Source organism: Enterobacter cloacae complex sp. P2B, from assembly GCF_014895985.1.
Classification (GTDB): domain Bacteria; phylum Pseudomonadota; class Gammaproteobacteria; order Enterobacterales; family Enterobacteriaceae; genus Enterobacter; species Enterobacter bugandensis.
In genome coordinates this window covers 354,486-380,468 of the sequence record NZ_JADBQQ010000022.1, presented here as the reverse complement: position 1 = coordinate 380,468, position 25,983 = coordinate 354,486, and the positions used below count along the sequence as shown (strand labels likewise).

Annotated in this window: 21 protein-coding genes and 1 other RNA gene; 10 read left to right on the top strand and 12 right to left on the bottom strand. The window is 55.5% G+C overall.

Going from position 1 to position 25,983, the window contains the following annotated elements:
• Positions 1-126 precede the first annotated feature (126 nt).
• Both IM313_RS20470 and IM313_RS20465 read left to right on the top strand, forming a co-directional pair.
• Positions 127-789 carry a winged helix-turn-helix transcriptional regulator gene (locus IM313_RS20470; RefSeq protein WP_028012851.1) on the top strand — a complete coding sequence of 221 codons (663 nt, stop codon included), beginning with the start codon at positions 127-129 and terminating at the stop codon, positions 787-789.
• 87 nt (positions 790-876) lie between these two features.
• Positions 877-1,515, top strand: coding sequence for a helix-turn-helix domain-containing protein (locus IM313_RS20465; RefSeq protein ID WP_082221669.1), 639 nt, complete (start codon positions 877-879; stop codon positions 1,513-1,515).
• Between the two features lie 15 nt (positions 1,516-1,530).
• Here the strand turns inward: IM313_RS20465 and IM313_RS20460 are convergent, their stop codons facing one another.
• Genes IM313_RS20460 through IM313_RS20435 form a run of 6 tightly spaced genes read right to left on the bottom strand, consistent with a single transcriptional unit; the run spans position 1,531 to position 7,538 of the window.
• Complete coding sequence (locus IM313_RS20460; protein WP_192970951.1) at positions 1,531-2,172, bottom strand: LuxR C-terminal-related transcriptional regulator; 642 nt, start codon at positions 2,170-2,172, stop codon at positions 1,531-1,533.
• A gap of 41 nt (positions 2,173-2,213) precedes the next feature.
• Entirely contained in the window at positions 2,214-2,726 is a 513-nt protein-coding gene (locus IM313_RS20455; RefSeq protein WP_192970950.1) for a fimbrial protein, read from the bottom strand.
• A gap of 11 nt (positions 2,727-2,737) precedes the next feature.
• The gene (locus tag IM313_RS20450; RefSeq protein ID WP_049000783.1) at positions 2,738-3,685 is read right to left on the bottom strand and encodes a fimbrial protein; all 948 of its coding nucleotides are present in this window, start codon (positions 3,683-3,685) and stop codon (positions 2,738-2,740) included.
• 1 nt (position 3,686) lies between these two features.
• Positions 3,687-6,230 carry a fimbria/pilus outer membrane usher protein gene (locus IM313_RS20445; RefSeq protein ID WP_192970949.1) on the bottom strand — a complete coding sequence of 848 codons (2,544 nt, stop codon included), beginning with the start codon at positions 6,228-6,230 and terminating at the stop codon, positions 3,687-3,689.
• 42 nt (positions 6,231-6,272) lie between these two features.
• Positions 6,273-6,950 carry a molecular chaperone gene (locus IM313_RS20440; protein ID WP_192970948.1) on the bottom strand — a complete coding sequence of 226 codons (678 nt, stop codon included), beginning with the start codon at positions 6,948-6,950 and terminating at the stop codon, positions 6,273-6,275.
• A 57-nt stretch (positions 6,951-7,007) separates the two neighbouring features.
• Positions 7,008-7,538, bottom strand: coding sequence for a fimbrial protein (locus tag IM313_RS20435; protein WP_028012844.1), 531 nt, complete (start codon positions 7,536-7,538; stop codon positions 7,008-7,010).
• Positions 7,539-7,961: 423 nt separating this feature from the next.
• On the opposite strand from IM313_RS20435, the gene IM313_RS20430 reads away from it, so the two are divergent.
• A complete protein-coding gene (locus IM313_RS20430) occupies positions 7,962-8,621 on the top strand; it encodes a winged helix-turn-helix transcriptional regulator (RefSeq protein WP_049000776.1) in 660 nt (219 codons plus the stop codon).
• A gap of 77 nt (positions 8,622-8,698) precedes the next feature.
• Positions 8,699-9,328, top strand: a complete 630-nt coding sequence (locus tag IM313_RS20425; RefSeq protein WP_045261565.1) for a helix-turn-helix domain-containing protein — start codon at positions 8,699-8,701, stop codon at positions 9,326-9,328.
• A gap of 50 nt (positions 9,329-9,378) precedes the next feature.
• Here the strand turns inward: IM313_RS20425 and IM313_RS20420 are convergent, their stop codons facing one another.
• The 3 genes from IM313_RS20420 to IM313_RS20410 all read right to left on the bottom strand — a co-directional run bounded on the left by IM313_RS20420 (position 9,379) and on the right by IM313_RS20410 (position 13,122).
• On the bottom strand, positions 9,379-9,573 hold the full coding sequence (locus IM313_RS20420; protein ID WP_003857766.1) for a YdiH family protein: 195 nt from the start codon (positions 9,571-9,573) through the stop codon (positions 9,379-9,381).
• A gap of 85 nt (positions 9,574-9,658) precedes the next feature.
• Positions 9,659-10,069 (bottom strand): 1,4-dihydroxy-2-naphthoyl-CoA hydrolase, encoded by a 411-nt coding sequence (menI, locus tag IM313_RS20415; RefSeq protein WP_028012841.1) that lies wholly within the window; start codon positions 10,067-10,069, stop codon positions 9,659-9,661.
• Entirely contained in the window at positions 10,066-13,122 is a 3,057-nt protein-coding gene (locus IM313_RS20410; RefSeq protein WP_192970947.1) for an FAD-binding and (Fe-S)-binding domain-containing protein, read from the bottom strand. The genes menI and IM313_RS20410 overlap by 4 nt, the downstream gene beginning before the upstream one ends.
• Positions 13,123-13,320: 198 nt before the next feature.
• On the opposite strand from IM313_RS20410, the gene ydiK reads away from it, so the two are divergent.
• Positions 13,321-14,436: an AI-2E family transporter YdiK gene (gene ydiK / locus IM313_RS20405; RefSeq protein ID WP_041910407.1), complete on the top strand. Its 1,116-nt coding sequence runs from the start codon at positions 13,321-13,323 to the stop codon at positions 14,434-14,436.
• A 209-nt stretch (positions 14,437-14,645) separates the two neighbouring features.
• Positions 14,646-14,753: antisense sRNA RprA (gene rprA / locus IM313_RS20400), an RNA gene on the top strand.
• Positions 14,754-14,758: 5 nt separating this feature from the next.
• On the opposite strand, the gene IM313_RS20395 is transcribed toward rprA, so the two are convergent.
• The 3 genes from IM313_RS20395 to ppsA form a co-directional block, all read right to left on the bottom strand.
• Complete coding sequence (locus tag IM313_RS20395) at positions 14,759-17,134, bottom strand: glycoside hydrolase family 3 N-terminal domain-containing protein (RefSeq protein ID WP_192970946.1); 2,376 nt, start codon at positions 17,132-17,134, stop codon at positions 14,759-14,761.
• 3 nt (positions 17,135-17,137) lie between these two features.
• Positions 17,138-18,538 carry an MFS transporter gene (locus tag IM313_RS20390; protein WP_192970945.1) on the bottom strand — a complete coding sequence of 467 codons (1,401 nt, stop codon included), beginning with the start codon at positions 18,536-18,538 and terminating at the stop codon, positions 17,138-17,140.
• Between the two features lie 234 nt (positions 18,539-18,772).
• Positions 18,773-21,151: a phosphoenolpyruvate synthase gene (ppsA, locus tag IM313_RS20385; protein WP_028012836.1), complete on the bottom strand. Its 2,379-nt coding sequence runs from the start codon at positions 21,149-21,151 to the stop codon at positions 18,773-18,775.
• A 335-nt stretch (positions 21,152-21,486) separates the two neighbouring features.
• Here ppsA and IM313_RS20380 point away from each other — a divergent pair, with 335 nt between their 5' ends.
• The 4 genes from IM313_RS20380 to IM313_RS20365 all read left to right on the top strand — a co-directional run bounded on the left by IM313_RS20380 (position 21,487) and on the right by IM313_RS20365 (position 25,976).
• Positions 21,487-22,320 carry a pyruvate, water dikinase regulatory protein gene (locus IM313_RS20380; RefSeq protein WP_028012835.1) on the top strand — a complete coding sequence of 278 codons (834 nt, stop codon included), beginning with the start codon at positions 21,487-21,489 and terminating at the stop codon, positions 22,318-22,320.
• A gap of 152 nt (positions 22,321-22,472) precedes the next feature.
• The gene (aroH, locus tag IM313_RS20375; RefSeq protein ID WP_028012834.1) at positions 22,473-23,519 is read left to right on the top strand and encodes a 3-deoxy-7-phosphoheptulonate synthase AroH; all 1,047 of its coding nucleotides are present in this window, start codon (positions 22,473-22,475) and stop codon (positions 23,517-23,519) included.
• Positions 23,520-23,732: 213 nt separating this feature from the next.
• Positions 23,733-23,921: a hemin uptake protein HemP gene (gene hemP / locus IM313_RS20370; protein WP_192970944.1), complete on the top strand. Its 189-nt coding sequence runs from the start codon at positions 23,733-23,735 to the stop codon at positions 23,919-23,921.
• Between the two features lie 72 nt (positions 23,922-23,993).
• Complete coding sequence (locus IM313_RS20365) at positions 23,994-25,976, top strand: TonB-dependent hemoglobin/transferrin/lactoferrin family receptor (protein ID WP_192970943.1); 1,983 nt, start codon at positions 23,994-23,996, stop codon at positions 25,974-25,976.
• Positions 25,977-25,983 lie beyond the last annotated feature (7 nt).

Sequence of the window (25,983 nt, the reverse complement as noted above, 5' to 3'; positions counted from 1 at the left end):
TTATTAAATATTTGTTAATGGTCGAGTCCATTATGAAATCAACCTATTATTTATTTATACTCCCCTCGGATAGATAATCTCTGACGCATCTTTTGACAAACATAAAGAGCGTCTGGAGGGATTAATATGAATACTAAAATGTCAACGGGAGAAATCACTGAGGTTACTCCTGCGCATGCATTTAAGCCCGTTGATGATATCAATAAAATTATTGAACAAATCGCTCCCTTTGCCACGCGTTTTAATGCGAATAAAGGCGAAGTCCTGCGCTATCATTCCGGTAAAAAAAGAACCTGCTATATACTTCATCAAGGGGGTGTCACGCTGAACCGACGAGGGGATGGTATGGTGCTTAACTCTGAACAAGCGACTTTCATTATGGGTATCAGTAATCAGTTCTCACAGACCGAAAACCTGTACGTCAGAGTGAATGAAAATGCTGTGATGAGCCGCCTTTCTCTGGAACGTTTCAATCTGCTGATTGAGAGTTTTGGACTGTGGGAGAGTTTGTGCAAGTTAGTGATTTACACCGCTTCTCGCGTTTACGAGCACTGCACATTGATCTCACAGATGTCCTCATATGAGATAATCCGGTTCCAGTTGCTTGAACTGATGAACGAATCGGAGCGTATCCGCAGCAATATTACCGCAGCGAATTACATCCAAAGCAGAACGTATCTTTCTCGTAGCGGCATAATGCGGATCCTTGCAGAACTTCGGGATGCGGGATGCGTTGAACTTAAACGCGGTATCCTGATTTCTATCAATCACTTACCTTTGAAATACTGAACAAAACGCGCGCTTAGGGAGACTCGGCAGGATCCACGCTATACTGAACCCCATGACTACTGGAAGGTTTGACGGACAGGCGCGCGTATGCTCGATGAGTTCTCCACAAAATGGGTAAGTGATCCTTCATCAGCGACAAATTTGCTGATCGATTATCTTCAACATGGTTCAGATTTAAAAAAAGTGCTGCCACGCCGTCGATTAAATTTTGTGGTTGGCAATGAGCGTCTCTGTTATGTATTGCTCAAAGGACGTGTCATGATACACCGTAGCAACCACGATTTAGCGATGGCTACGGTTCAAGGGCCCGCGGTGATCGGCCTCAGCAATTTGTATCAGACCCAGATGCGCGGCTATATCAAGACATTCAATAACTGTGACATCGTCATCCTTAAAATGGATTTTGTTAATGAGACGGTTAAGCGTCATAACCTTTGGGAGCCCCTGGCATATCATCTGATGAGCCTGGCAGGTAAGCTCTTTCACAGTTATGAAGATTTAACGGGCCCTTCCGCTTATGATATTGTCATCGCCCAACTTTATGCGCTCTCAAACGAAGAACCCTCGTTCAGGCTCAGTGTTACTGCTGAAAGTTATATCAGAGATAAAACCCACCTGTCCCGGAGTGGCGTGATGCGTATACTCTCGGCATTAAAAGAAGGGGGCTATATCGACATGCAAAGAGGTGTGTTACTTAATATTATTAAGTTGCCTGAAAAATTTTGATTGAGCATTGCCAGGTTATACATAATCGTTTTCCAGGAAATCGCGAAGCTGGTTGGGTTGGCTCTTTTTCTCCATCAACCTTCTCAGCAATACGATCAGCTCGTAATCGCTGCGCAAATTAAATTTTTGCATCATCATATATTTATGGGTAAAGACCGTTTTCTCGCTCATCTCCAGCGCGTGCGCGATCTGCACAACCGACAGCCCTCTGTAAAAATTCACCATAATGCGAATTTGTTGCCGGGATAAACCTTTATGCTGGCAGTCGAAACAGCTCCTTTTAGTCCACTTGTAACCCGGTAGTTGTGTCCTGAACCACGCGAGAAACAGTTCACCACTGATACGATCAAGCGATGCACGGCGAGAGAGAAAAATGATGTCCTGAAAGCAGGAGGGCGACGCTGAAAATCGCAGCTCATCGTCGACGAAGCCTATCACAATCCCTTTTTTCCGGGCCAGTAACTCGGGAAAACAGGTCAGTGTTTCACCCTGACACAATGACAGAACAATAATATCGGCCTGACTGACGTTTTCATGGGTCAGGTCAAGATTAAAGGTGATGACGCAATTAAAGTTTTGCTTAAAAAAATTCTCTAAAAAGTTCTGTAGCCCAGCCTGAAAAAACAGATCCGTTTCCTGAATCAGGATATTTAACATAGTTCCTACCAACGTCTTTAATAGATACGTATCACTGTCATTTAGTTGTACTGCATGGTCATCACAACAACGGCACTGATGCTTCCAGGCGTAACACCGCCTGAAGCGGATTTGACCCAGGCCTGCATGGGCATCGTGGCAGTGCTGTCTGCCGCAATAGCCTTTGTGATACTGGAGCCCGTCCCTTTAAGCGAGCCGGTAGCGGCGTCACTCATGGCGACGGCAACGCCAGTGGCTGTTCCGCTGTTCATGTAATAGTCCGCACCTGCTGTGGGATCCGGGTTACCTGCGAACGTCACCGTGACGCTGCGGGTTCCCAGCGGACAGCTTGTAAAGAGCAGATTGAACGCAACCGGATCGGACGTGGATCCTGGCGTCGCCATATTGGAAGCCTGAATATTGCCGAGGTTAATATCCAGATTCGTATTCCCGCCATTAAATATGCAGGGCGATGCCACGATATTCCCCGTTACGCCGATATTGACCGCATCGGCGGAAAACACCTTCCAACTCAACAGGGCAAGCAGGAGCGTTTTTTTGTGCGCTATTTTCATCTTCTCACCTGCTACTGGTAGGTTATATTAAGCGTGGCCGAGGCGTTGGCCGTTCCCGACTGAACGGTCCCCAGCGTTTGATAATAACGGGCCGTTAACGGGAGCGTTTCGACTCCTCCCGCGGACTGTTTTAATAGCAGGCGACTGTTCATGGCCAGCGGCGTACCGTTATAGATGAGTTGAACGCCCACCCCTTTTGCCGTTCCTGGATTACCCTGCCCCGTCAGGGCCATCACGCTCGTATTGCCGCTATCCGGATTTTGAATGCCGCTCAACGTGACGTTTATATTGGTCCCGGCGCTGCAGTTTAATCCGAGGTTCTGCGTATTTTGCGCGCCTGCCGGCGACGTTCCCACACCGCCAGTAAAGGAAGAGGCGGGTATATTTCCAATGGCGAAGGTTAATTGTGGCGTATTAATCGTACACGCCAGGGCATTGATCGTGCCGCTGGTCAACTGCGTTGTCAGGCCATCGCGATAAATAGCGTCGCTGCCCTGAAGGGTTACCACGCCGATGACACCGGGCGTGAGCGCCCCGGATGAAACCGGCCCGGTCACCACCAGTTCAATTTTTCCGCCATACCAGTCGACGTAGGAGGTTTGCGCGTTGTATGAGAAGGTATTGCTCGGGTTATCAAAATAGTTGTTCGATGAAAATCGAATCCCAATCCCGCTGACGTTGGTATTGTAAACATGATTCCCATAGGTGCTGAGCGTGGCGCCGTTATACCGCATGCTAAAACCCAGCATTAATGGATTGCTGCAGCCGGTCAGATAGGACCCCGTATTTGACGCCGCACCGGAGAATATCACCGTTCCCACAGGCGCATCGCGCTGCACGTTGAGGGTGCCCACCGACAGCGAAGACGTTTGCGGCACGATCGTCGTGCACGTCCCGGCCCAGGCACCATTCCAGCCCGCCAATAAGCAGAGCAACAGCAAAAATTTCATCGTTTTCATCTTAATGTTCCCGACGGCAAAGGGCGTTAACGAGGGTGACGCCACCATAGGTGGCCTGTTTCGGCAGGGTGAAATCCGCGCGACACTGCTGGCCGGACTGATTTCCCCACGCCACGACCAGCGTCCCCTGCTCGCTCATGCCGGTTAAATAGACTTGTCCGCGATCGCCGACGATAAAACTACTGTGACCGTCTCCGGCGAGCGTCACCATCGCCCCAAATGGAACGAATCGACCGTCGTCCATCAGGGTCATCAGCACCTTGCGCCCCACTTTAGAGAGATAATCTGCCCTGACCACCGCGCCTCGCGTTGGCGTGACCGTGCGCGTATTGATTTCCAGTTCCACGTCGTCAGGCATATTTTCCGGATCGAGCGTGAGGTCGTTTTTGCGGTACACGGAGAGGTTGCTCACCACCGTATAGCCCCGGTAGTCCGTTCGCATACCGGACTGGTTTCGAATATCCACCCCGTGGGCGCCGGGTGCCTTAATCAGGGCATTGGTTTCCCCCAGCGGCTGGGAAAAGGTGATGCCGTCCGCGTGGGCCAGGATGCCCCCCTGCAGGCCGTAGTTCAGACGCTCGCTGTTCCTGTCGTAGCCATAGCCCGCCGTCACTTCGCCGTAGGTCCCTTTGTAATCCCCGTTCATGTTGCCGGTATATCCCACGCCGTCCGTGCCGTAGCCCTGCTGCACGTTCCAGTTAAGGGCGTTGTTTTCCAGGGCCACGCCGTTCATGCCCAGGCTGTGCGTAGTGCCGTTATTCTTGCTGGCGTTCATGCCATAGTTCGCCCACGTCTGCGGGAGGAATTTCTCCAGCGGCACGCCGACGTTAAATGCCAGAAGCTGGTCGTGGTCGTACGTTTTACTGCTCCCGGTGCCATACGAGGCTGCGCTGGCGTTTTTGCTGTATGTCCAGGTCACGCCATAGCTGATGTTATGCCAGTAGTTGTTATACCCGACGCTCCAGGACGCCATTGATTTGCCCGAATTCCAGTAGTCTTCCCGCGCGGCGCTGAGGGTCAGGGACCCCAAATCCCCGCCCAGCGTCTGGCTCATGGTCAATTCGGCGCGGTTACGCCGCCTGTCCTGCAGCGCGGTACTGTCTCCCCAGGAGTCCAGCACTTCCTGCATTCCGTAGTAGCCGCTGGTCGAATAGCGATACCCCGCAATCGAAAAGTTTGTTCCGGTATCAATAAAGTTCTTGCTGTACCGCGCGCGCCAGGACTGGCCGCTGGTTTTGGCCGTGTTATCCGGCGTAGACCAGGCCTGGGTTACGTCGGTGGAGATCGCACCAAAATCCCCCATGTTTTTACCCACCCCAACGGCGAGCGACCGGTACTTGCCCGATCCCTGCACGCCGCCGTACAGCGTCAGGCCCTGCGGGAGACCATAAATACCGGTCAGTTGCCCGAAAGGCGTCTTTTCCACGCTGCTGTTATAGGCGCGATACTGGCCACCCGTGATGGCATACTTCAGACGCCCTTCGCGTTGCAGCACCGGCAGAGAGGCGTAAGGCAGGGTGAAATGCTGTTCGCTTCCATCCGCTTCTTTGATTGTCACATCCAGATCCCCGGCACCGCCCGTCGGGTACATGTCTGTTATCTCGAACGCCCCCGGGGCGACGTAGCTCTGGTAGATCTGATAGCCATTCTGGCGCACCACCACCTGCGCATTCGTGCGCGCAATACCGCGAACCACGGGCGCGTAGCCTTTCAGGGAATCCGGCAGCATGTCATCGTCGGACGCCAGCTGGCCGCCGCGAAAAGGGATACTGTCAAACACGTCAGCCGGGGAGGAGCTGTCGCCGAGCGTCAGCTGCGCTTTCAGGGGAATAACGGCCCGCTGCGCATAGGTGTAAACGGTGTCCCATTTATCCTGACCCGACGCATCCCGGGACCAGGTGGTGTAGTTGCGCAGGCGCCACGGCCCAATGTTGATCCCCGGACGCAGGTTGGCATACTGGCTGTCCGTTCTGTCAGCCCCTCCGGTCTTCGCCCAGGAGTTGGCCCCGCTCAGGCTGTAATTGAGCATGGCGGCATTGATGCCCTCGTCCCACATTTCTGGTGGCACATAGCCACGCGCCGGTATATCAATAGCCGCCTGCGGAATACTGATAACCAGACGCTGCGCGTTGAACTGGAAATCCGTCGAGGCCAGTGGAATGGCCTTAAGATTGGCACAGTCGCTTTTCGCTGAGACCAGCTTTGGAAAGAGCGCTGTCTTAACGCCCCACTGTTTTAATTGTTCAATGCTCAGGCATGGCTGTAATACGTCATTTCCATCAGGCGTTTTTGCTGCGGCAAAGGTAATATCTCGGGTCTCCATGAGCTGATCGTCAAGAATAATATCAACATGGTACGTCCCCGGTGCCTGAGAGCCTGATTCAAATGCGGATAAATCGGCTTTCCCCATCCCTGGGTTATCCAGCTCGACCAGTTCGGTATTAAACGTTTCGCTGGCATAAAGCGTGGGAGAAGACCCCGTCATTGCCAGGGCGATGAGTGTCGCCAGGCGTCGAGGACGTACTTTATATTGCTGTATTTTCATTGCTGATAACCTGAGTAATGCGGGTATTACCGTTTGTCAAAATCACAAACTGGCTTGATGCAACGCGCCGGGGCTTCCATAATCGTTGATAACTTTAAACGTCAACGTATTTCCGCTGGTTCCATGAGGTAACGGGAACCGGGCCGACGCGCCAGGTAATACATACGAAACATCATCCAGCTTTTTTCCGCCCACAGATATTTCATTAAAATTGATGACATAAGGTGTCGGATTCGTAACCTGAATTTCATTCCCGTTGCGTTGCCACGTTAATTTTCCGGCCTGACCTTCAGGCGTTGACGCGTGAAGATTAGCCGGGCGATAAATCAACTTGATACGCGTTTTCACCGCAATTTGCAGTGCGTTAGCCTGTTTCGTTGCAGAAGGAATGGCTTTTATATTGAGCCAGAATAAACTTTCTTGTTCCTGAGGGAGTGAACCAGTCATAACAATGCGTTCGATATTTTTCTGGCCACCATCCAGTCGATAAAGCGGAGGCGTAATGATAAAAGGCGCTTTATCTGTTTTTCCCTCCGGCGCATCAATCCACGACTGAATTAAAAAGGGCGCGCTATCGGCATTGTCCACGCTAATGGTTGCTTCTTTTTTTGCACCGTCGAAAATAACGCGGGTGCCGCCAATAATGACCCCGGCATTGGCGATTGAAGATGTCAGCGGTAACGCTGCTGCGGCCAGACCGATTGTTGTGATAAAACGCATTGAATACCTCATAAAACAAAGGGGCCGGGTGGCCCCATACTGATTACTGCAAAAGACTTAGTTATAAATCACAGAGAAGTTAGCAACCGAGTTAGCCGGGCCCGCGGTCACTGATGCCGCAGTCGAAATATACTGGGCATAGAAGTTGAGCGTATTATCAGCGGTGCTGCTCAGCGCATAGGTATAGCTGTTGCTACCATGCAGCGGCAGATCGGCCTTATCCGCCGTCATCAGGTTGATGGCCACGCCCGTTGCTGCTCCCACAACGGAGGAATCAATCGCCAGCAGGCTTGCGTTGGTTAAATCTGGCGTGCCGTCAAAACGCACCTTCGCGGAGGTAACGGTCACCGGGCAGTTTTTCAGTACGATATTGAACTGCGTCGCTGCGGTTCGGGAACCCGTTGTCGGGAATTCCGTTTTGTAATAATCGCCGAGGACCACAACCTGATTCTGGGATGCCACATCCACATCGCAGGCATTATCCAAAATATTACCGTTAAAATTAACCGTACCTGCCGCCGCGAAAGCCTGAGTCATTGTCAATGCAGAGCCTGCCGCAAACATGGCAACAATAATTTTCTTTTTCATAAAGCCATTTCCTGTATTACTTTATTTATTACTGATATTCAGGCAAAACAGACGTTCCTCATTCTGCCATTCTTTTTTTAGAGGCCATCAGAAACAAAATATCACTCTCATCGTGTCGAGCGTTTCAGATGGGTGTTTCTGTCGACGAGTCAAAATTTATACAACTCTTTTGTGCGAGACAATCTATTTTCAGGTCTAGCTGTAGACTGGAGTTTAACAAAAAACAAACATTTAGATCGTTCACTTTATCGCCAGTCTACTTTTAGACTTTCGCCCTTTAACGATAAAATTCATAACGTTAAGATACTCAACCCTTCCGGTCTATTATTAGACTTCCGAGTATTATTCCCTGCTTCGCTGCTTTTTAAGATAATTCTCCACGCTGATTGAAAAACGATCGCATCTGTTGAAGTGAGGTATATTATGAACACGCGAATTGCAGCCGTATTAGACAATGAGAAATCGTCAGTGCTGGGATTAAAACCCTTAAGGCACATAGAGCGTATAATTGATAATGTCCTTCCTGGTGCAGAGAAAATCATTCTTTCGAAAAGCGAAGTCGTACAATATTACCGAAATGACGAACGCCAATGTTTTATGCTGTTACACGGCAGCGTGGCGCTGCACCGCCGCGGCGACGGCATTGTGTTAAATTCAGAATCAGCGCCTTTTATACTGGGTGTCAGCAGTCAGTTTTCATCGGAACATCTTTACGTTAGGGCGCTGGAGACATCCGAATTAGCAAGCGTACCGCTGGAAACGTTTAACAACGTGGTTGCACAGCACGATCTCTGGGAACACTTTTCTAAATTGCTGATCTACACGGCATCGCGGGTGTACGAGCACTGCGCGCAAATATCACAGATGTCCGCCTACGATATCATCCGCTTTCAGCTGGTTGAATTAATGCAGGAGCCTGAGGCAATTCGACAAAACATCACCGCAGCGGCTTACATTAAAAGCCGTACCTACCTTTCCCGCAGCGGAATTATGAGGATTCTGGCAGAACTGCGTACGGGGAAATACATCACCATGGACCGTGGCGTGCTGATAGAAGTTAACCATTTACCCCGGAAGTACTGAAAGCACAATAATATCTGGAGATAGCGCGAGAGAAGAGCGAAACTATAAGCATAAGATTATCTTCCAGGTTTACGGCTATGTCCTCTACAGATAAATCGTCTCGCGGCTCCCCTTACGCCCAGGAACTGATCGCGCATCTGAAGCCTTATTGCACCGTGCGTCGAACGGGCCGCGGTGAACGACTTAACCTTGAGGTTAACGGTCAGGGGCTCTGTTATTTAATCCTCGAGGGGACGATTGCCATCTACCGCAGCAGCGATAGCATGATGCTTTCTACCGCCCGCAGCCCTGCCCTGTTTGGTCTTGCTAACCTGACGGACATCTATTTCAATGATTACCTCGTCACGGTGAGCCCTTGCCTGATTGGTAGTATCCCTACTGAACAGGTGGCTGACATTATCAAAGAAAAAGGGCTATGGGGCCTGCTCTCCAGACAACTGATGTTTGTCTATAGCCGGCTTTATAACAACGTGATGCCGCAGGGCGCACCTACGGCGTATGAGATGATTCGCCAGCAGCTCATAAAGCTGATGGAGGAAGATGAAAGTTATCGCAGCAGCGTAACGGCGGAAAGGTATATTCGGGAGAAAACCCAGCTCTCCCGCAGCGGCGTAATGCGCATTCTGGCGGATTTAAAAACCGGCGGATTTATCGAAATGGAAGAAGGCAGGCTTATTAAAATCAACAAGCTCCCCGCTAAATACTGAATGTCAGACACAAAAAAGGCCGCACTCGCGGCCTGTTCAACAACACTCACTCAATGGACGTGAACGCCCAACCGCCAGGCAAAGTAGATCTCTTCTTTCAGTTCATTCGAAGAGAGCGCCAGCAGATCCGTGAACTCCAGCTCAAGCTGTTTCAGCTTTTTCAGGTACTGCGCCGGAGACAGGTTGCTCTTATCGCGACGTAAATATTCAATTGCCAGCTGTGTTGGGGTTATTTCAGTATCCATGATGTCCTCGCTTATGTACAAATCCTGACCAGTATATCACAACACGCTGGCTAGTTTTTGACCAAAGGCAATTCATCTGAAAACTTTACACGACCGCCGTCGTCAGACGCGACGAGCAGCACAGGCGATCCTGCTCGTCGAGAATATCAATCTGCCACACCTGGTGGCGGCTACCAGCGTGCAGCGCGCGGCAGATACCGCGCACGCGCCCGCTGCGCACCGAGCGAATGTGGTTGGCATTCACCTCAAGCCCGACCACCTTCTGTTCGCCTTCGGTGCAGAGATATCCCGCGACGGAGCCCAGGGTTTCCGCCAGCACGACGGAAGCCCCGCCGTGCAACAGGCCAAACGGCTGATGGGTGCGACTATCGACAGGCATCGTCGCCTCCAGATCGTCTTCCCCAATGCGGGTGAACTGGATATCCAGTAGCCCCACCATATTCCCCTCGCCCATGGCGTTTAGCGCCTGCAGCGTGACGGCACGTTTCCAGATCATCCAATTATCTCCAGTAAAGCCTGTAATGGGTGGCGTACGCCGTTACCCTCAACCCGTTTCACCTGGCTGCGGCAGGAGTAGCCCGTCGCCAGGCAGCGGTTTCTTGGCAATCGCTGCATCGCCTGATGCCACGACAGCTCATAGATGCCGAGCGAGTTGGCGTGGTTTTTCACCTCGTGGCCGTAGGTGCCCGCCATGCCGCAACAGCCCACGCTGACGCTCTCCAGCTTCGCGCCGAAACGCGCAAAAATAGACGCCCATTGCGCCGGGGCGCCGGGCAGCGCCGTCACTTCCGTACAGTGTCCGAACAGATACCACGGTTCACCGCCAGCCTCCTGAATGGCCTTCTCTTCCAGGGCTGCCGGCAGCCACTCGTGCACCAGCATGACGTGGAAATCGCCGCGCTTATCACCCAGCGTCTGCTTGTATTCATCGCGATAGCAAAGCACCAGCGCCGGATCGACGCCGACCATCGGCATCCCAAGTTCGGCGATCCGGTTGAGAAAATCAGCGGTTTTTTGCGCCGTTTTCGCAAAGCGGTTCAGGAAGCCTTTAATGTGCTGCGCCTTGCCGTTTGGCGAGAACGGCAGCACTACAGGCTGATAGCCCAGTTTTTCAACCAGGCGGATGAAGTCAGCGACCACCTGAGCGTCGTAGTAGCTGGTGAACGGATCCTGGACCACCAGCACCACCTTCGCTTTTTGCTCAGGAGTAAGCGCTTCGAGCTGTTCCAGGGTCATGTTCGCCGAGCGGTGGCCGACGAGCTGGCGCTGCAGCGACGGCACCGACAGCAGCGGCAGATCGACCATGCCGATATGCTTTTCGGAAAGCTTGCGCACCAGCGGCTGATTGATAAAGAAGTTAAAGGTCTTCGGCGCGCGCGCCATCAGCGGCGCGTAGCTTTCCACCGTCGCCACCAGATGATCGCGCACCGGGCGCAGATAGCGGGTGTGGTAGAGCTGCAGGAAGCGCGAGCGGAATTCCGGCACGTCGATTTTAATCGGGCACTGGGTAGAGCAGGCTTTACAGGCCAGACAGCCGGACATCGCCTCTTTCACCTCATGGGAGAAATCATACTCGCCCTTATTGGCATGCCAGCTGTTGCGGGTGCGCTCAATCAGCGAGCGCAGGCTGGCCCGTTTTTCCGGCAGCTCCTGCTCCAGCTTCAGGGGATCGACGCCACGGTCCGCCAGAAGACGCAGCCATTCGCGCACCAGCGTCGCACGCCCTTTCGGCGAGTGAATGCGGTTGCTGGTGATTTTCATTGACGGGCACATCGGGCTTTTCACGTCAAAGTTAAAGCACAGGCCGTTGCCGTTACACTCCATCGCCCCACGCCAGGACGAGCGCACCGCAATCGGGATCTGTCTGTCATACGTACCGCGCTTAACGGCATCCACCTGGAGCATCGGCGCGTCCACCCCTTCAGGCGGGCAGATTTTCCCCGGATTGAGGCGGTTATCCGGGTCGAACGCCGCTTTGACCTTGCGCAGCTCCGCGTAAAGCTGCTCCCCGAAGAACGCCGGGCTGTATTCCGCGCGGAACCCTTTCCCGTGCTCCCCCCATAGCAGACCGCCGTATTTGGCGGTCAAGGCCACGACGTCGTCGGAGATCTGCTTCATCAGGATCTCCTGCTGCGGGTCGCACATGTCCAGCGCCGGACGCACGTGCAGCACCCCGGCATCCACGTGGCCGAACATGCCATAGCTCAGGCCGTGGCTATCCAGCAGGGCGCGAAACTCGACGATATAATCCGCCAGATGCTCGGGCGGCACGCAGGTATCTTCGGCAAACGGAATCGGCTTCGCCGCCCCTTTCGCATTGCCAAGCAGGCCCACGGCTTTTTTACGCATGGCGTAAATACGCTCGATACCGGCCAGATCGTGACAAAGCTGCCAGCCAATCACGCCGCCTTCGCCATGAGCAATCAGCTCATCCAGGCGCTGGCAGAGCGTCGTCACCTGGCTTTCAATCAGCTCCGCGTCATCACCGGCAAATTCCACGATGTTGAGGCCAAGCATCTCTTTGTCCGGCACGTCGGTAATCAGCTCGCGCACGGAGTGCCAGACGATATCTTCCCGCGCCAGATTCAGCACCTTAGAGTCGACGGTTTCCACCGACAGCGCCTTCGCTTCCACCATAAACGGCGCATTGCGCAGCGCGGAGTCGAAGGAGTCATATTTGACGTTCACCAGGCGACGCACCTTCGGCAGGCGGGTGATATCCAGCCGCGCCTCGGTAATAAACGCCAGCGTTCCTTCGGAGCCGGTCAGCACGCGGGTTAAATCAAACTGCGTCAGGTCGTCGTTAAACACGTGGCGCAGGTCGTAGCCCGTTAAGAAGCGGTTCAGTTTGGGGAATTTGTCGAGAATAAGCTGGCGGTTGTCGCGGCAGCGCTCCAGCACGGTGCGGTAGATGCGCCCGCTGGCGGTGTTATCTTTACCCAGCGTTTCCGCCAGTTCGACCGGCATCGGCTGGGTATCAAGGATATCGCCGCCTAACAATACTGCCCGCACGCCCAGCACGTGATCGGAGGTTTTACCGTAGACCAGCGATCCCTGCCCGGAGGCATCGGTGTTGATCATCCCCCCGATCGTTGCTCGGTTGCTGGTGGAGAGTTCAGGGGCAAAAAAGTAGCCGTAAGGCTTGAGGTACTGATTAAGCTGATCTTTGATAACGCCCGCCTCAACCCGCACCCATCCCTCTTCGGGGTTGATCTCAATGATGCGGTTCATATAGCGCGACATATCAATAATGATGCCCTGGTTCAGCGCCTGACCGTTGGTTCCGGTGCCACCGCCGCGCGGCGTGAAGACCAGAGAGGCAAACCGCTCCTGCGTTGCCAGCCGGGCGATAAGCGCCACGTCGGCCGTGGAACGCGGGAAAACGACCGCATCGGGAAGAAGCTGGTAGATACTGTTATCGGTTGCCATCGTCAGCCTGTCGGCATAGTTCGTGGCGGTATCACCTGTAAAACCCTGTTGCTCCAGTGCCTGCAAAAAATTAAGCACCAGCTGAACGACGCCAGGTGCCTGAGAAATCTGTGGGATCATTACTGTCGACCCTAATTAGAGTTGTGGGAATCGTTTGCGTGTATCTTAAAAGTTTTATCACATTTTTTTCTTATAATCTCTGCTGAATTACAGGCAGAATTCGCCTGTCAAAAACCGCTGCGATCGCTAATGATAAGAGAGACGCGGTTTTCCATTCCCGCCAGTGGTACTGGCGTTCTTTTAAGGAAAGTTTCATTTATGGTCAATCTTCGCCAGCCCAGGGATGTTGCGCAAATTCTGCTGTCGGTGCTATTCCTGGCCCTCATGATTATTGCGTGTCTGTGGATTGTTCAACCCTTTATTCTCGGCTTCGCCTGGGCTGCGACCGTTGTCGTCGCCACGTGGCCTTTGCTGCTGCGCTTGCAGAAACTGCTGTTTGGCCGCCGCGGGCTGGCCGTGCTGGTGATGACGCTGCTGCTGTTCCTGCTGTTTATTATTCCAATTGCGCTGCTGGTAAACAGCCTTGTCGACTCCAGCGGCCCGGTGATCCGCGCCGTGACAAGCGGCGACCTGACGCTGCCGGACCTCGGCTGGCTGAACAGCATTCCGGTCGTGGGCGCTAAACTTTACAGCGGCTGGCATAGCCTGCTGGAGATGGGCGGCAGCGCGCTGATGGCGAAAGTACGTCCGTATATTGGCACCACCACCACCTGGTTTGTCGGTCAGGCCGCACATATCGGCCGCTTTATGATGCACTGTACCCTGATGCTGGTCTTCAGCGCCCTGCTTTACTGGCGCGGTGAGCAGGTGGCTTTAGGCGTTCGTCACTTTGCCACCCGCCTGGCGGGAAAACGCGGTGACGCCGCGGTGCTGCTGGCCGCGCAGGCCGTGCGCGCGGTCGCCCTAGGCGTCGTGGTGACGGCGCTGGTGCAGGCGGTGCTGGGCGGTATCGGCCTGGCGATTTCCGGCGTACCGTACGCCACCGTCTTTACCGTAGTCATGCTGATGACCTGCCTTGCGCAACTGGGGCCGCTGCTGGTGCTGGTTCCGAGCATTATCTGGCTTTACTGGACGGGTGATACCACGTGGGGAACGGTTCTGCTGGTCTGGAGCTGCGTGGTTGGCACCATGGATAACGTGATTCGCCCCATCCTCATCCGCATGGGCGCAGACCTGCCGCTGATCCTGATCCTCTCCGGGGTTATCGGCGGGTTGATTGCTTTCGGGATGATCGGTCTGTTCATTGGCCCGGTGCTGCTCGCCGTTACCTGGCGTCTGTTCTCCGCCTGGGTTCATGAAGTGCCGCCGCCTGGAACCGACCCGGACGTGATTCTGAGCGAGCTGGAAGAGCTGGAAGAAAAGAATACCCATTAAGCCTTGTTGCCGGGTGGCGCTTACGCTTACCCGGCCTACATTAACCCGCACAATACTTTAACACTGCTAAAGTATTTATTCGTTGCACACTGGTCAGACCCGCCATTTCAGCATTAAGTCCGCTATTATTCACAAGAAATCTTTACGTCTCTTTAACTATTGAGACGAATCCGATCGACGCTGAAAGATGACATGCCTACTATTAGCTCAAGGTTATAAATCAACACCTTGATTTATAAGCATGGAAATCCCCTGAGTGAAACAACGAATTGCTGTGTGTAGTCTTTGCCCATCTCCCACGATGGGCTTTTTTTTATCCTGACTACGCGCGCGTAACCTCACAGGCACTGAGCATCCGCCACTCAGCAGGCAGCACCCGCGTTTCCCCCGTCACATTGACCGTCACCGCCTGGCGGATATCCGCCGACGATGCGCCAATCTGCAGTTCAAACTCGCCCGGCTCAACGATGCGCTTGCCGTCACGGCGGGTGAAGTTGAACATCTCAACCGGCAGCGTGAAGGTTAGCGTGGCGGTTTCGCCCGGCGAGAGCGTGACGCGCTGGAAGGCCTTAAGCTCCTGAAGCGGGCGCACCTGGGTGGCGACCTTGTCCCGCACGTAGACCTGCACCACCTCGCTGCCGCTGCGCTCGCCGGTATTGGTGATATCCACGCTCAGCGTCACCTCCCCGTCGACCGGCACGCTGCTTTCAGCGACGCGGGCAGTGCCCCAGCTAAACTGCGTCCAGCCGAGGCCGAAACCAAACGGGTAACGCGCACCGAAATGGAACGCGAACGGCGTGCCGCCGCTTTTCAGCTTGTGGTTATAGTAGAACGGCATCGCCCCGGCGCTTTTCGGCACGCTGACCACCAGCCGGCCCTGCGGCTCCGCGCGACCAGTTAACACATCGGCAATCGCCCAGCCCCCTTCCTGTCCCGGCGCCCAGGCCATCATCAGCGCGGCAATCTTCTCCTCCAGCCCCTGAAGGTTGTACGGACGCCCGCCGGTCATCACGACGATCACCGGTTTGCCCGTCGCCACCAGCGCCTCCAGCAGCTGTTGCTGCACGCCCGGCAAATTCAGGGAGTCAGTATCGGAGCCTTCCCCTACCGTGCCGCTCTGGAACAGCCCGGCGAGATCGCCCACGCAGGACACCACCACGTCACTCTCCTGTGCGGCGCTGACCGCCTCGGGGATAAGTGCGGTACTTTGCGACACCGGAGACTGCTGCATTGGCTTGCCGCCGCTGTCGCCCGGGAAGACCGGCGCGCCCGCCATCCGTTTTTCAATAATGTGGCACCCTTTCGCGTAGCGCACGTTCGATGCACCCAGGTACTGCTCCAGCGCCGCGCGCGGCGTCGTCACCTGCGAGGTCTCCTCAACCATATCGCTGATGATCAGATGCACCGGGAAGCTATACCCGCTGAGTAACGCCAGCGGATCGTCTGCCGTCGGCCCCACTACCGCCACGCGGGGTTTACCGTTCAGCGGCAGAATGCCGTTGTTTTCCAGCAGCGTGACCGATTTTGTCGCCACCTCCCGCGCCACCTGGCGGGTCATCTCATTTTGCAGATCGATGCCGTTTTCATCGGCATACGGGTTCTCAAACAGGCCGAGACGGAATTTTTCGGTCAGCGTACGCGCCACGATCTCATCGACTTTCGCCATAGAGATCAGCCCGCGCTCTACCGCTTCTGCCAGATGGCGTGCGCAGTCATCTTTCGGCAGCTCAACGTCCAGCCCGGCGTTAAACGCCAGCGCGGCGGACTCCGCTGCATCGTGAGAAATCCCGTGGTGCTGGTGCAGCAGGCTGACGCCGCCGTAGTCCGCCACAATAATGCCGTCGAAGCCCCACTGTTCGCGCAGGACGGTGGTCAACAGGAAGCTGTCGCTGTGCCCCGGCTGGTTATCGATGTCGTGGTAGGCGGGCATGACCGAACCGGCATTTGCCAGCTTGACCGCCATTTCAAACGGCAGCAGGAAGGTGTCGTTCAGCTCGCTAAAGCCAAGATGCACCGGGGCGTGGTTGCGCGCCCCTTCGCTGAACGAGTGGCCCACGTAATGCTTGAGCGTCGCCAGCAGATCGCGCTTGTCGCCCTGTAACCCTTTCACCCAGGCGGTTGCCATCACGCCCACCAGCCAGGGATCTTCCCCGAAGGTCTCTTCGGTTCGCCCCCACCGGACGTCGCGGGAAACGTCCAGCACCGGGGCCAGCCCCTGCTGGCAACCGACGGAACGCGCCTCTTTACCGATCTGCTCTGCCGCGCGCTGCACCAGCTCCGGGTCCCAGGTCGAGCCGTAGTTGAGCGAGGACGGGAACAGCGTGGCGTCTTTGCACAGCAGCCCCACCAGGCACTCCTCGTGGAACAACGCCGGAATGCCAAGCCGCGTCTCTTCCATCATCATGCGCTGCAGGCGGTTAGCCGCGCGCACCCCGGTTTTCGCGTCAACGATGTGGGTGCCGAGCGGACGGGTGATCTGCCCGACGCCCAGTTTTAGCCGTTCGCTCAGCGCCGCCTGCTGGCTGACGCCGGCGAATTCGTCGCTCAAATCGCTGCGCTCCCGGTGGTTGCCGTTTTCATCAAGGATCAGCCAGTAGGCGTGCATCTGGGCGAACTTCTCTTCCGGGGTCATGCGCGCCAGTAAATCAGCGACGCGCTCGTGCACGGGACGTCCCGCGTCCTTATAGATAGCAGTCATATTTTACTCCTGTAGTGCGGAAGGGGTTGCCGGGCTGAGCTGCCCCGCGTCGGGGCTTACCTCACGCTTGCTGGCCAGCTCCCGGGCGATGGAATCCACCAGCCTGCTGTTGAGCTTGTAGATGGAAAGCAGCGCCACCATGCAGAGGAACAGCGCGCACGGAATAAGGGTGAACAGGGCGTTGATGGTGGAGAGCACGTGCGGCACCTGGGCTGCCTGGCCCGGGGCGTAATCCACCATGCCGAGCACCCAGCCGACCACCGCCCCGCCCAGCGCAAGGCCAAACTTGATGGCGAACAGTGCGGTAGAGAAGACCAGCCCGTCCAGACGGCGGCCGCTGCGATGCTCTTCGTAGTCGACCACATCAGAGAACATGGTCCACTGGAGCGGCGTGGTGAGGTTTTGAATAAAGCTAAAGACGATGTTAAGGCCAAAGATTAGCCACACCTGCGAAGGCGGCAGGAAGAAAATCAGCGCGCCGAAAATGACGAAGGACATTATCGTCCACTGATAGGCGCGTACGCGGTCAAATTTCCCCAGCAGGCGTTCAGATAATAACGCGCCGCTTAGCGAGGCCACCATGCCAGAAACAATAAAGGCAAAAACCAGCTCCGGGCGCAACAGTACATAGTTGACGTAATACATGGTGGCAGAGCCGCGCGTCACCACCGCCGTTAACAGCAAAATATTAAACACAAACACGATGCGCCACTGGCTGTTACCGGCCAGCAGTTTTAAATCGGTGAGCATGGAGCCGGAGGTATCATTGCGCGGGGAATAACGCTCGCGGGTCATCAGGAAACAGCAGAAGAACAGCACAATTCCCAGCAGCCCCATCAGGCTCATGGCAAAGAAATAGCCTTTCTGCACGTTGCCCTGGCCCAACAATGAGACCAGCGGCAGAGCGATAACCGTTACGATCAACCCGCCAATAAATGACAGGCCAAAACGCCAGGACTGAAGGGAGTGACGCTCGCGCGGATCCAGCGTCAGCGCGCCCGGCATGGCGCAGTAAGGCACGTTAATGGCGGAGTAAATCAGACTTAAAATCGCGTAGGTCGCGCAGGCATAAACAATTTTTGCCGTCGGCCCGACGTCCGGTACGTAGAAGGTAATAAGGCAGCTTACGCCAAAGGGAATAGCAAACCACAGCAGCCAGGGACGGAAACGGCCGTGACGCGTCTGCGTGCGGTCAACCAGCGCGCCAATACACGGGTCGACAAACGCATCAACCACGCGCACCACTAAAAACATGGTACCCATGATCGCGGCAGGCAAACCAAAAACGTCGGTATAGAAATAAGCAAGAAATAATGTGGCCGTTTGCCAGACCAGCGCGCTGGCCATATCACCTAAGCCATAACCTATTTTATCTTTGGTACGCAATACAGAGGAAAGTGTCATTGTTATTTGCCTTTTTATCAGGTTAAAACGTATTTCAACCAGTTGCGCATCATCTGAAGGGAAATGCGCAGTAAGGCTCAAGTATTAGCAACGCGTTGCGCACTAACAATTGTCTTAATTAACAGACAAATTATGATATTTGGTTTTTTAGATTATTTGTGATGGGGAGCAAATTAGAGGTGAAATAAAAAAGGCGAGGAATAAAATCCTCGCCTTTTTGCGATCGTGTTGCCGTTACTTGTTCAGTTCCGCCAGACTCAGCCAGGTTTGCACTACCGTGTCCGGGTTCAGGGAGAGGCTGTCAATCCCCTCTTCCATCAGCCAGGCGGCAAAGTCTTCATGGTCGGATGGACCCTGACCGCAAATCCCGACGTATTTACCCTGCTTCTTCGCCGCGCGGATGGACATGGAAAGCAGCGCTTTCACCGCCTCGTTACGCTCGTCGAACAGCTCGGAAACCACGCCGGAGTCGCGGTCCAGGCCCAGCGTCAGCTGAGTCATGTCGTTCGAGCCGATAGAGAAGCCGTCGAAGTGCTCCAGGAACTGCTCGGCCAGCAGGGCGTTGGACGGGATCTCACACATCATGATGATCTTCAGCCCGTTTTCGCCGCGCTTCAGGCCCTGACGCGCCAGCTCGTCCACCACCGCTTTCGCCTGATCCACGGTACGCACGAACGGGATCATAATTTCGACGTTGGTCAGCCCCATGTCGTTGCGCACGCGTTTCACCGCCTCGCACTCCAGCGCGAAGCAGTCGCGGAAGCTGTCAGACACGTAGCGTCCGGCCCCGCGGAAGCCCAGCATCGGGTTCTCTTCTTCCGGCTCGTAGCGCTCGCCGCCCACAAGGTTAGCGTATTCGTTAGACTTAAAGTCAGACAGACGCACGATCACGCGTTTCGGGTAGAACGCTGCACCCAGCGTGGCGATCCCTTCGGTCAGACGGCCGACGTAGAACTCTTTCGGCGAGTCGTAGCCTTTCATCATCTCGCGGATTTCGTTCTGCAGCTTCGCGTCCTGGTCGTCAAACTCCAGCAGAGCGCGCGGGTGAACGCCGATCATGCGGTTAATGATGAATTCCAGACGCGCCAGGCCAACGCCTTCGTTCGGCAGGCAGGCGAAGTCAAACGCGCGGTCCGGGTTACCGACGTTCATCATGATCTTCAGCGGCAGATCCGGCATGGTATCCACGCTGGAGCTCTTCACGCTGAAGTCAAGGATATCGGCGTAGACGTAGCCGGTGTCGCCTTCGGCACAGGAGACGGTCACGTTCTGCCCGTCCTTCATGCGCTCGGTGGCGTCACCGCAGCCGACAACCGCCGGGATCCCCAGCTCGCGGGCAATGATCGCCGCGTGGCAGGTACGGCCGCCGCGGTTGGTGACGATGGCCGACGCTTTCTTCATGATCGGTTCCCAGTCCGGGTCGGTCATGTCGGTCACCAGCACGTCGCCTGGCTCAATACGGTTCATCTCGCTGATGTCGTGGATCACTTTGACCGGACCGGCACCGATGCGGTGACCGATGGCGCGGCCTTCCGCCACGATTTTACCCTGCGCGTGCAGCGTATAACGCTCCATCACCTGGCCGCGAGAGCGAACGGTTTCCGGGCGCGCCTGAACGATAAACAGCTTGCCGGTGTTCCCGTCTTTCGCCCATTCGATATCCATCGGACGGCCATAGTGTTTCTCAATCTGCACCGCCTGCTTCGCCAGCTCCTGCACTTCGGCGTCGGTCAGGGAGAAGCGGTCGCGCTGCTCCTGCGGCACATCTTCAATCTTAACCTGCTTGCCATGCTCCTGGGTTGGGGCATAAATCATGCGGATTTTTTTCGAGCCCATGGTGCGGCGCACCACCGCCGGACGGCCCGCGGCAAGCGTAGGCTTGTGTACGTAGAATTCGTCAGGGTTCACCGCGCCCTGCACGACCATCTCGCCCAGGCCCCACGCGGAGGTGATGAACACCACCTGGTCGAAGCCGGATTCGGTATCAATGGAGAACATCACGCCGGAGGAACCCACGTCCGAGCGCACCATGCGCTGCACGCCCGCGGAGAGCGCCACGCCGCGATGGTCATAGCCCTGGTGCACGCGATAGGAGATGGCGCGGTCGTTGAACAGGGAAGCAAATACGTGCTTCACCGCCACCAGCACCGCATCGTAGCCCTGAACGTTCAGGAAGGTCTCCTGCTGCCCGGCAAACGACGCGTCCGGCATGTCTTCTGCGGTCGCGGAAGAACGTACGGCAAAGGAGGCCTGCGCGTCGTCAGCGGAGAGCTGGTTGTACGCGTCATGGATAGCTTTTTCCAGTTCCGGCTGGAAAGGTGTGTCGATGATCCACTGGCGGATCTGCGCCCCGGCTTTGGCAAGCTCGGTGACGTCATCAATATCCGTTTTATCCAGCAGGTCGTAAATGCGCTGGTTTACACCGCTCTGGTCTAAAAACAGATTAAACGCGTCGGCGGTCGTGGCAAACCCGTTTGGTACGGAGACACCCATACCGGACAGATTTGTAATCATTTCACCCAGGGAGGCATTTTTGCCCCCAACTCTGTCTACATCATTCATGCCGAGTTGGTTATACCAAAGCACCAGCGGTGACGAGCCATTGTTGGACATCGAAACAATCCTTTTGTGATATTTGATCGGAGTAAGTAACACCTGACTACGTATTTATACTGGCATAATTATTTGCGCTAAAAAAACGGTGAATCGTGTAAGCAATTTAAATTTTCAACTTTTCGGATAGTTTCCCACCAGCCAATAAGCTGATGATTCATCTATATTCAGCCAGAAACCACAAAAATAAAGTCGCTATTTGAAAAATGAAATCCGCTTTTCAGGAAAATCAAAAACATCATTTCATTTTAAATTCAGATAACTTCTTTGCTGTGCAATTAACTTTTTTAATTTATGCTTTCAGACAATTAGGTATGATATTCAGGGTGGGTAAAATGGATAATGCTGTCGATCGTCACGTTTTTTATATTTCTGATGGTACGGCGATCACCGCCGAGGTGCTGGGCCACGCGGTGATGTCGCAATTCCCCGTTTCGATTAACAGCATCACGCTGCCGTTTGTGGAAAATGAGAGCCGTGCCAAAGCGGTGAAAGACCAGATTGACGCCATCTTCCAGCAGACCGGCGTGCGCCCGCTGGTGTTCTACTCCATCGTTATTCCTGAGATTCGCCACATCATTTTGCAAAGTGAAGGCTTTTGCCAGGATATCGTGCAGGCGCTGGTGGCCCCGCTCCAGAGCGAGCTTAAGCTAGACCCGACGCCTATCGCGCACCGCACCCACGGGCTGAACCCCGGCAACCTGACCAAATATGACGCGCGTATTGCCGCCATCGACTACACCCTGGCGCACGACGACGGGATCTCGCTGCGCAACCTCGACCAGGCGCAGGTGATTTTGCTCGGCGTGTCGCGCTGCGGCAAAACGCCGACCAGCCTCTATCTGGCGATGCAGTTCGGCATCCGCGCCGCAAACTACCCCTTTATTGCCGACGATATGGATAACCTGGTGCTGCCCGCTGCGCTCAAGCCGCTGCAGCACAAGCTGTTCGGCCTGACGATTAACCCGGAACGTCTCGCGGCGATCCGCGAAGAGCGCCGCGAGAACAGCCGCTACGCCTCGATGCGCCAGTGCCGCATGGAGGTTTCCGAAGTGGAAGCCCTGTACCGCAAAAACCAGATCCCGTGGCTGAACAGCACGAACTATTCGGTAGAAGAGATCGCCACCAAAATTCTCGACATCATGGGGCTTAACCGTCGCATGTACTAATAAGCTAGTACATTAACTCAGATTCATGTATCATCCTTTTCAACAGCGGGGCGGTGTCGCCCCGAACTTGAAATCAGCAGGGATTGGTTTAATGTGATGCCCATCACTTCCCGGTAGTCTGCCGATGAAGCAAAAATTTTCTGAGACAAGTCATGAATAAAACCGATGAACTCCGCACGGCGCGCATAGACAGCCTGGTCACCCCGGCTGAACTGGCCGAGCGGCACCCCGTTTCCGCCGCGGTCGCGGAACATGTGACGGCCTCCCGCCGCCGCATTGAAAAAATCCTCAATGGTGAAGACAAGCGTCTTCTGGTGGTGATTGGGCCCTGCTCCATCCACGATCTGGATGCAGCGATGGATTATGCAAAACGACTTCAGGGGTTGCGGGAAAAATACCAGCATCGCCTGGAGATTGTGATGCGCACCTACTTTGAAAAACCGCGTACCGTGGTGGGCTGGAAGGGGCTGATTTCCGACCCTGACCTTAACGGCAGCTATCGCGTAAACCACGGCATCGAGCTGGCGCGCAAGCTGCTGTTGCAGGTCAACGAGCTGGGCGTGCCGACGGCCACCGAGTTTCTCGACATGGTGACCGGGCAGTTTATCGCCGATCTGATCAGCTGGGGCGCGATTGGCGCGCGCACTACCGAAAGCCAAATCCACCGCGAGATGGCCTCAGCCCTCTCCTGTCCGGTCGGCTTCAAAAACGGGACCGACGGCAACACCCGGATTGCGGTCGATGCGATCCGCGCCTCGCGTGCCAGCCATATGTTCCTGTCGCCGGACAAGAACGGCCATATGACCATCTACCAGACCAGCGGTAACCCGTATGGGCATATCATTATGCGCGGCGGGAAGAAGCCTAATTACCATGCACAAGACATCGCTGCCGCCTGTGAAACGCTGGCCGAATTCGACCTGCCGGAACATCTGGTGGTGGATTTCAGCCACGGCAACTGCCAGAAGCAGCATCGCCGCCAGCTTGACGTCTGCGATGAGGTCTGTCAGCAGATCCGCAGCGGCTCGACCGCCGTTGCCGGGATCATGGCCGAAAGCTTTATCAAAGAAGGCACGCAGAAAATCGTTGCCGGCCAGCAGATGGTATACGGCCAGTCGATCACCGACCCATGCCTGAGCTGGGAAGACAGCGAGCTGCTGCTGGAGAAGCTGGCAGCTGCGGTTGATTCTCGCTTCTGATGTTATTGTCGGGTGGCGCTGCGCTTACCCGACCTACGGTTCGCGCCCTTCTTCCTCTCCGCGTGGGAGAGGGTTGGGGTGAGGGCATCAGGCCGCATCGCCTCCCCCTGAAATTTGATCCCGTCACACAATTTTCACAAAAACGCTTGCCGTGAATTTGCAGTTTATTGATAATGATTATCATTGTTACATTGATTGTTATTTATAAACATTATGTCACCGACCGATAACAGCGCGGCAACGCCAGTAAAAACACACACAGCGCCATCCCCTGCTTCCACCGATCGCCGCATCGACAGCAAAAGCCTGTTGGGTGAGGGAGGCCGGGTGATTATCGAGCATGACGGCCAGCAGTATCTGCTGCGCCAGACGAATGCCGGAAAACTGATCCTCACAAAATAAACCAAAACTTTCGCCAGCCACCCAGGTGATCCCCAGGCAGCCAGCGCTTTCGATACTTTATGGAGAGTTGCTATGCTACACCTGCATACCGCACGTTTACGCCCGTCCCTTCTGGCGCTGGCGATTGTCAGCACCCTGCCGGGCGCCGCGTTTGCTGCCGCAGATGAAATAACCGTCACCGCCACAGGCAACGCCCGTAGCGCCTTCGAAGCCCCGATGATGGTGAGCGTGGTTGACGCCACCGCCCCGGAAAAACAGACCGCCAGCTCTGCCGCCGACCTGCTGCGCAACGTGCCCGGTCTGACGCTGGACGGCACCGGCCGCACCAACGGACAGGACGTTAACCTGCGCGGCTACGACCGCCGCGGCGTTCTGGTGCTGGTCGACGGCGTGCGCCAGGGTACCGACACCGGGCACCTCAACAGCACGTTCCTCGATCCGGCGCTGATTAAACGTATTGAAGTGGTGCGTGGTCCGTCTGCGCTGCTCTACGGCAGCGGCGCGCTGGGTGGTGTCATCTCCTATGACACCGTCGACGCCAAAGATCTGCTGGAACCGGGCAAAAACAGCGGTTATCGCGTGTTTGGTACCGGCGCAACGGGGGACCACAGCCTCGGCCTGGGGGCCAGCGCCTATGGTCGTACCGATACCCTGGACGGCCTGGTATCGTGGTCCAGCCGCGACCGCGGCGATATCCGCCAGAGCGACGGTGCGACGGCGCCGAACGACGAATCCATCAATAACATGCTGGCAAAAGGCAGCTGGAAAATCGACCAGGCCCAGACGCTCAGCGGCGCCCTGCGCTACTACAACAACGCCGCGCAGGAGCCGAAAAACCCGCAAACCTCTGATGCCAATAGCAGCAACCCGATGACCGACCGCTCCACCATCCAGCGCGATGCGCAGGTTGGCTACCACATTGCGCCGGAAGGATACGACTGGCTGAACGCCGAAGCGAAGGTTTACTGGTCCGAAGCGCGCATTAATGCCCAGAACATCGACAGCACCGGCGAGTTCCGCAAGCAGACCACCAAAGGCGGCAAGGTGGAAAACCGAACCCGCCTGTTCAGCGACTCTTTTGCCTCTCACCTGCTGACCTACGGCGGAGAATATTATCGTCAGGAGCAGCGTCCGGGCGGGGCCACGACCGGCTTCCCGGAGGCGAAAATCGACTTCAGCTCCGGCTGGCTGCAGGATGAAATCACCCTGCGCGATCTGCCGATCACCTTGCTGGGCGGCACGCGGTATGACAACTACCGCGGCAGCAGCAATGGCTACGACGATGTCGATGCCGATAAATGGTCCTCCCGCGCCGGGTTAACCGTCAGCCCCACCGACTGGCTGATGCTGTTCGGATCTTACGCGCAGGCCTTCCGCGCGCCGACCATGGGTGAGATGTATAACGACGCCAAACACTTCTCCATTGGCCGCTTCTACACCAACTACTGGGTGCCGAACCCGAACCTGCGCCCGGAAACCAACGAAACGCAGGAGTTTGGTTTTGGCCTGCGCTTTGACGATCTGATGCTTGCCAACGATGCGCTGGAGTTTAAGGCCAGCTATTTCGATACCAAAGCCAAAGACTATATCTCCACAACCGTCGATTTTGCCGCGGCGACCACCATGTCGTACAACGTTCCGAACGCCAAAATCTGGGGCTGGGACATGATGGCAAAATACTCGGCCGATCTGTTTAGCCTCGACGTGGCCTATAACCGCACGCGCGGGAAAGACACCGATACGGGCGAGTACATCTCCAGCATTAACCCGGATACCGTCACCAGCAAGCTGGACGTTCCGGTGGCGCAAAGCGGTTTCTCCGTGGGCTGGATCGGCACCTTTGCCGATCGCTCAACCCACGTCAGCAGCAGCTACAGCAAGCAGCCGGGCTATGCGGTTAATGATTTCTACGTCAGCTATAAGGGCCAGGAGCAGCTCAAGGGCGTCACCACCACGCTGGTGCTCGGCAACGCCTTCGATAAGGAGTACTGGTCTCCGCAGGGTATTCCGCAGGACGGTCGTAACGGCAAGATTTTCGTAAGCTATCAGTGGTAATTCCCTT

Coding starts and splice junctions, on each gene's coding strand:
- IM313_RS20470 (WP_028012851.1), top strand. CDS start 127: ATGAATACTAAAATGTCAACGGGAGAAATCACTGAGGTTACTCCTGCG.
- IM313_RS20465 (WP_082221669.1), top strand. CDS start 877: ATGCTCGATGAGTTCTCCACAAAATGGGTAAGTGATCCTTCATCAGCG.
- IM313_RS20460 (WP_192970951.1), bottom strand. CDS start 2,172: ATGTTAAATATCCTGATTCAGGAAACGGATCTGTTTTTTCAGGCTGGG.
- IM313_RS20455 (WP_192970950.1), bottom strand. CDS start 2,726: ATGAAAATAGCGCACAAAAAAACGCTCCTGCTTGCCCTGTTGAGTTGG.
- IM313_RS20450 (WP_049000783.1), bottom strand. CDS start 3,685: ATGAAAACGATGAAATTTTTGCTGTTGCTCTGCTTATTGGCGGGCTGG.
- IM313_RS20445 (WP_192970949.1), bottom strand. CDS start 6,230: ATGAAAATACAGCAATATAAAGTACGTCCTCGACGCCTGGCGACACTC.
- IM313_RS20440 (WP_192970948.1), bottom strand. CDS start 6,950: ATGCGTTTTATCACAACAATCGGTCTGGCCGCAGCAGCGTTACCGCTG.
- IM313_RS20435 (WP_028012844.1), bottom strand. CDS start 7,538: ATGAAAAAGAAAATTATTGTTGCCATGTTTGCGGCAGGCTCTGCATTG.
- IM313_RS20430 (WP_049000776.1), top strand. CDS start 7,962: ATGAACACGCGAATTGCAGCCGTATTAGACAATGAGAAATCGTCAGTG.
- IM313_RS20425 (WP_045261565.1), top strand. CDS start 8,699: ATGTCCTCTACAGATAAATCGTCTCGCGGCTCCCCTTACGCCCAGGAA.
- IM313_RS20420 (WP_003857766.1), bottom strand. CDS start 9,573: ATGGATACTGAAATAACCCCAACACAGCTGGCAATTGAATATTTACGT.
- menI (WP_028012841.1), bottom strand. CDS start 10,069: ATGATCTGGAAACGTGCCGTCACGCTGCAGGCGCTAAACGCCATGGGC.
- IM313_RS20410 (WP_192970947.1), bottom strand. CDS start 13,122: ATGATCCCACAGATTTCTCAGGCACCTGGCGTCGTTCAGCTGGTGCTT.
- ydiK (WP_041910407.1), top strand. CDS start 13,321: ATGGTCAATCTTCGCCAGCCCAGGGATGTTGCGCAAATTCTGCTGTCG.
- IM313_RS20395 (WP_192970946.1), bottom strand. CDS start 17,134: ATGACTGCTATCTATAAGGACGCGGGACGTCCCGTGCACGAGCGCGTC.
- IM313_RS20390 (WP_192970945.1), bottom strand. CDS start 18,538: ATGACACTTTCCTCTGTATTGCGTACCAAAGATAAAATAGGTTATGGC.
- ppsA (WP_028012836.1), bottom strand. CDS start 21,151: ATGTCCAACAATGGCTCGTCACCGCTGGTGCTTTGGTATAACCAACTC.
- IM313_RS20380 (WP_028012835.1), top strand. CDS start 21,487: ATGGATAATGCTGTCGATCGTCACGTTTTTTATATTTCTGATGGTACG.
- aroH (WP_028012834.1), top strand. CDS start 22,473: ATGAATAAAACCGATGAACTCCGCACGGCGCGCATAGACAGCCTGGTC.
- hemP (WP_192970944.1), top strand. CDS start 23,733: ATGTCACCGACCGATAACAGCGCGGCAACGCCAGTAAAAACACACACA.
- IM313_RS20365 (WP_192970943.1), top strand. CDS start 23,994: ATGCTACACCTGCATACCGCACGTTTACGCCCGTCCCTTCTGGCGCTG.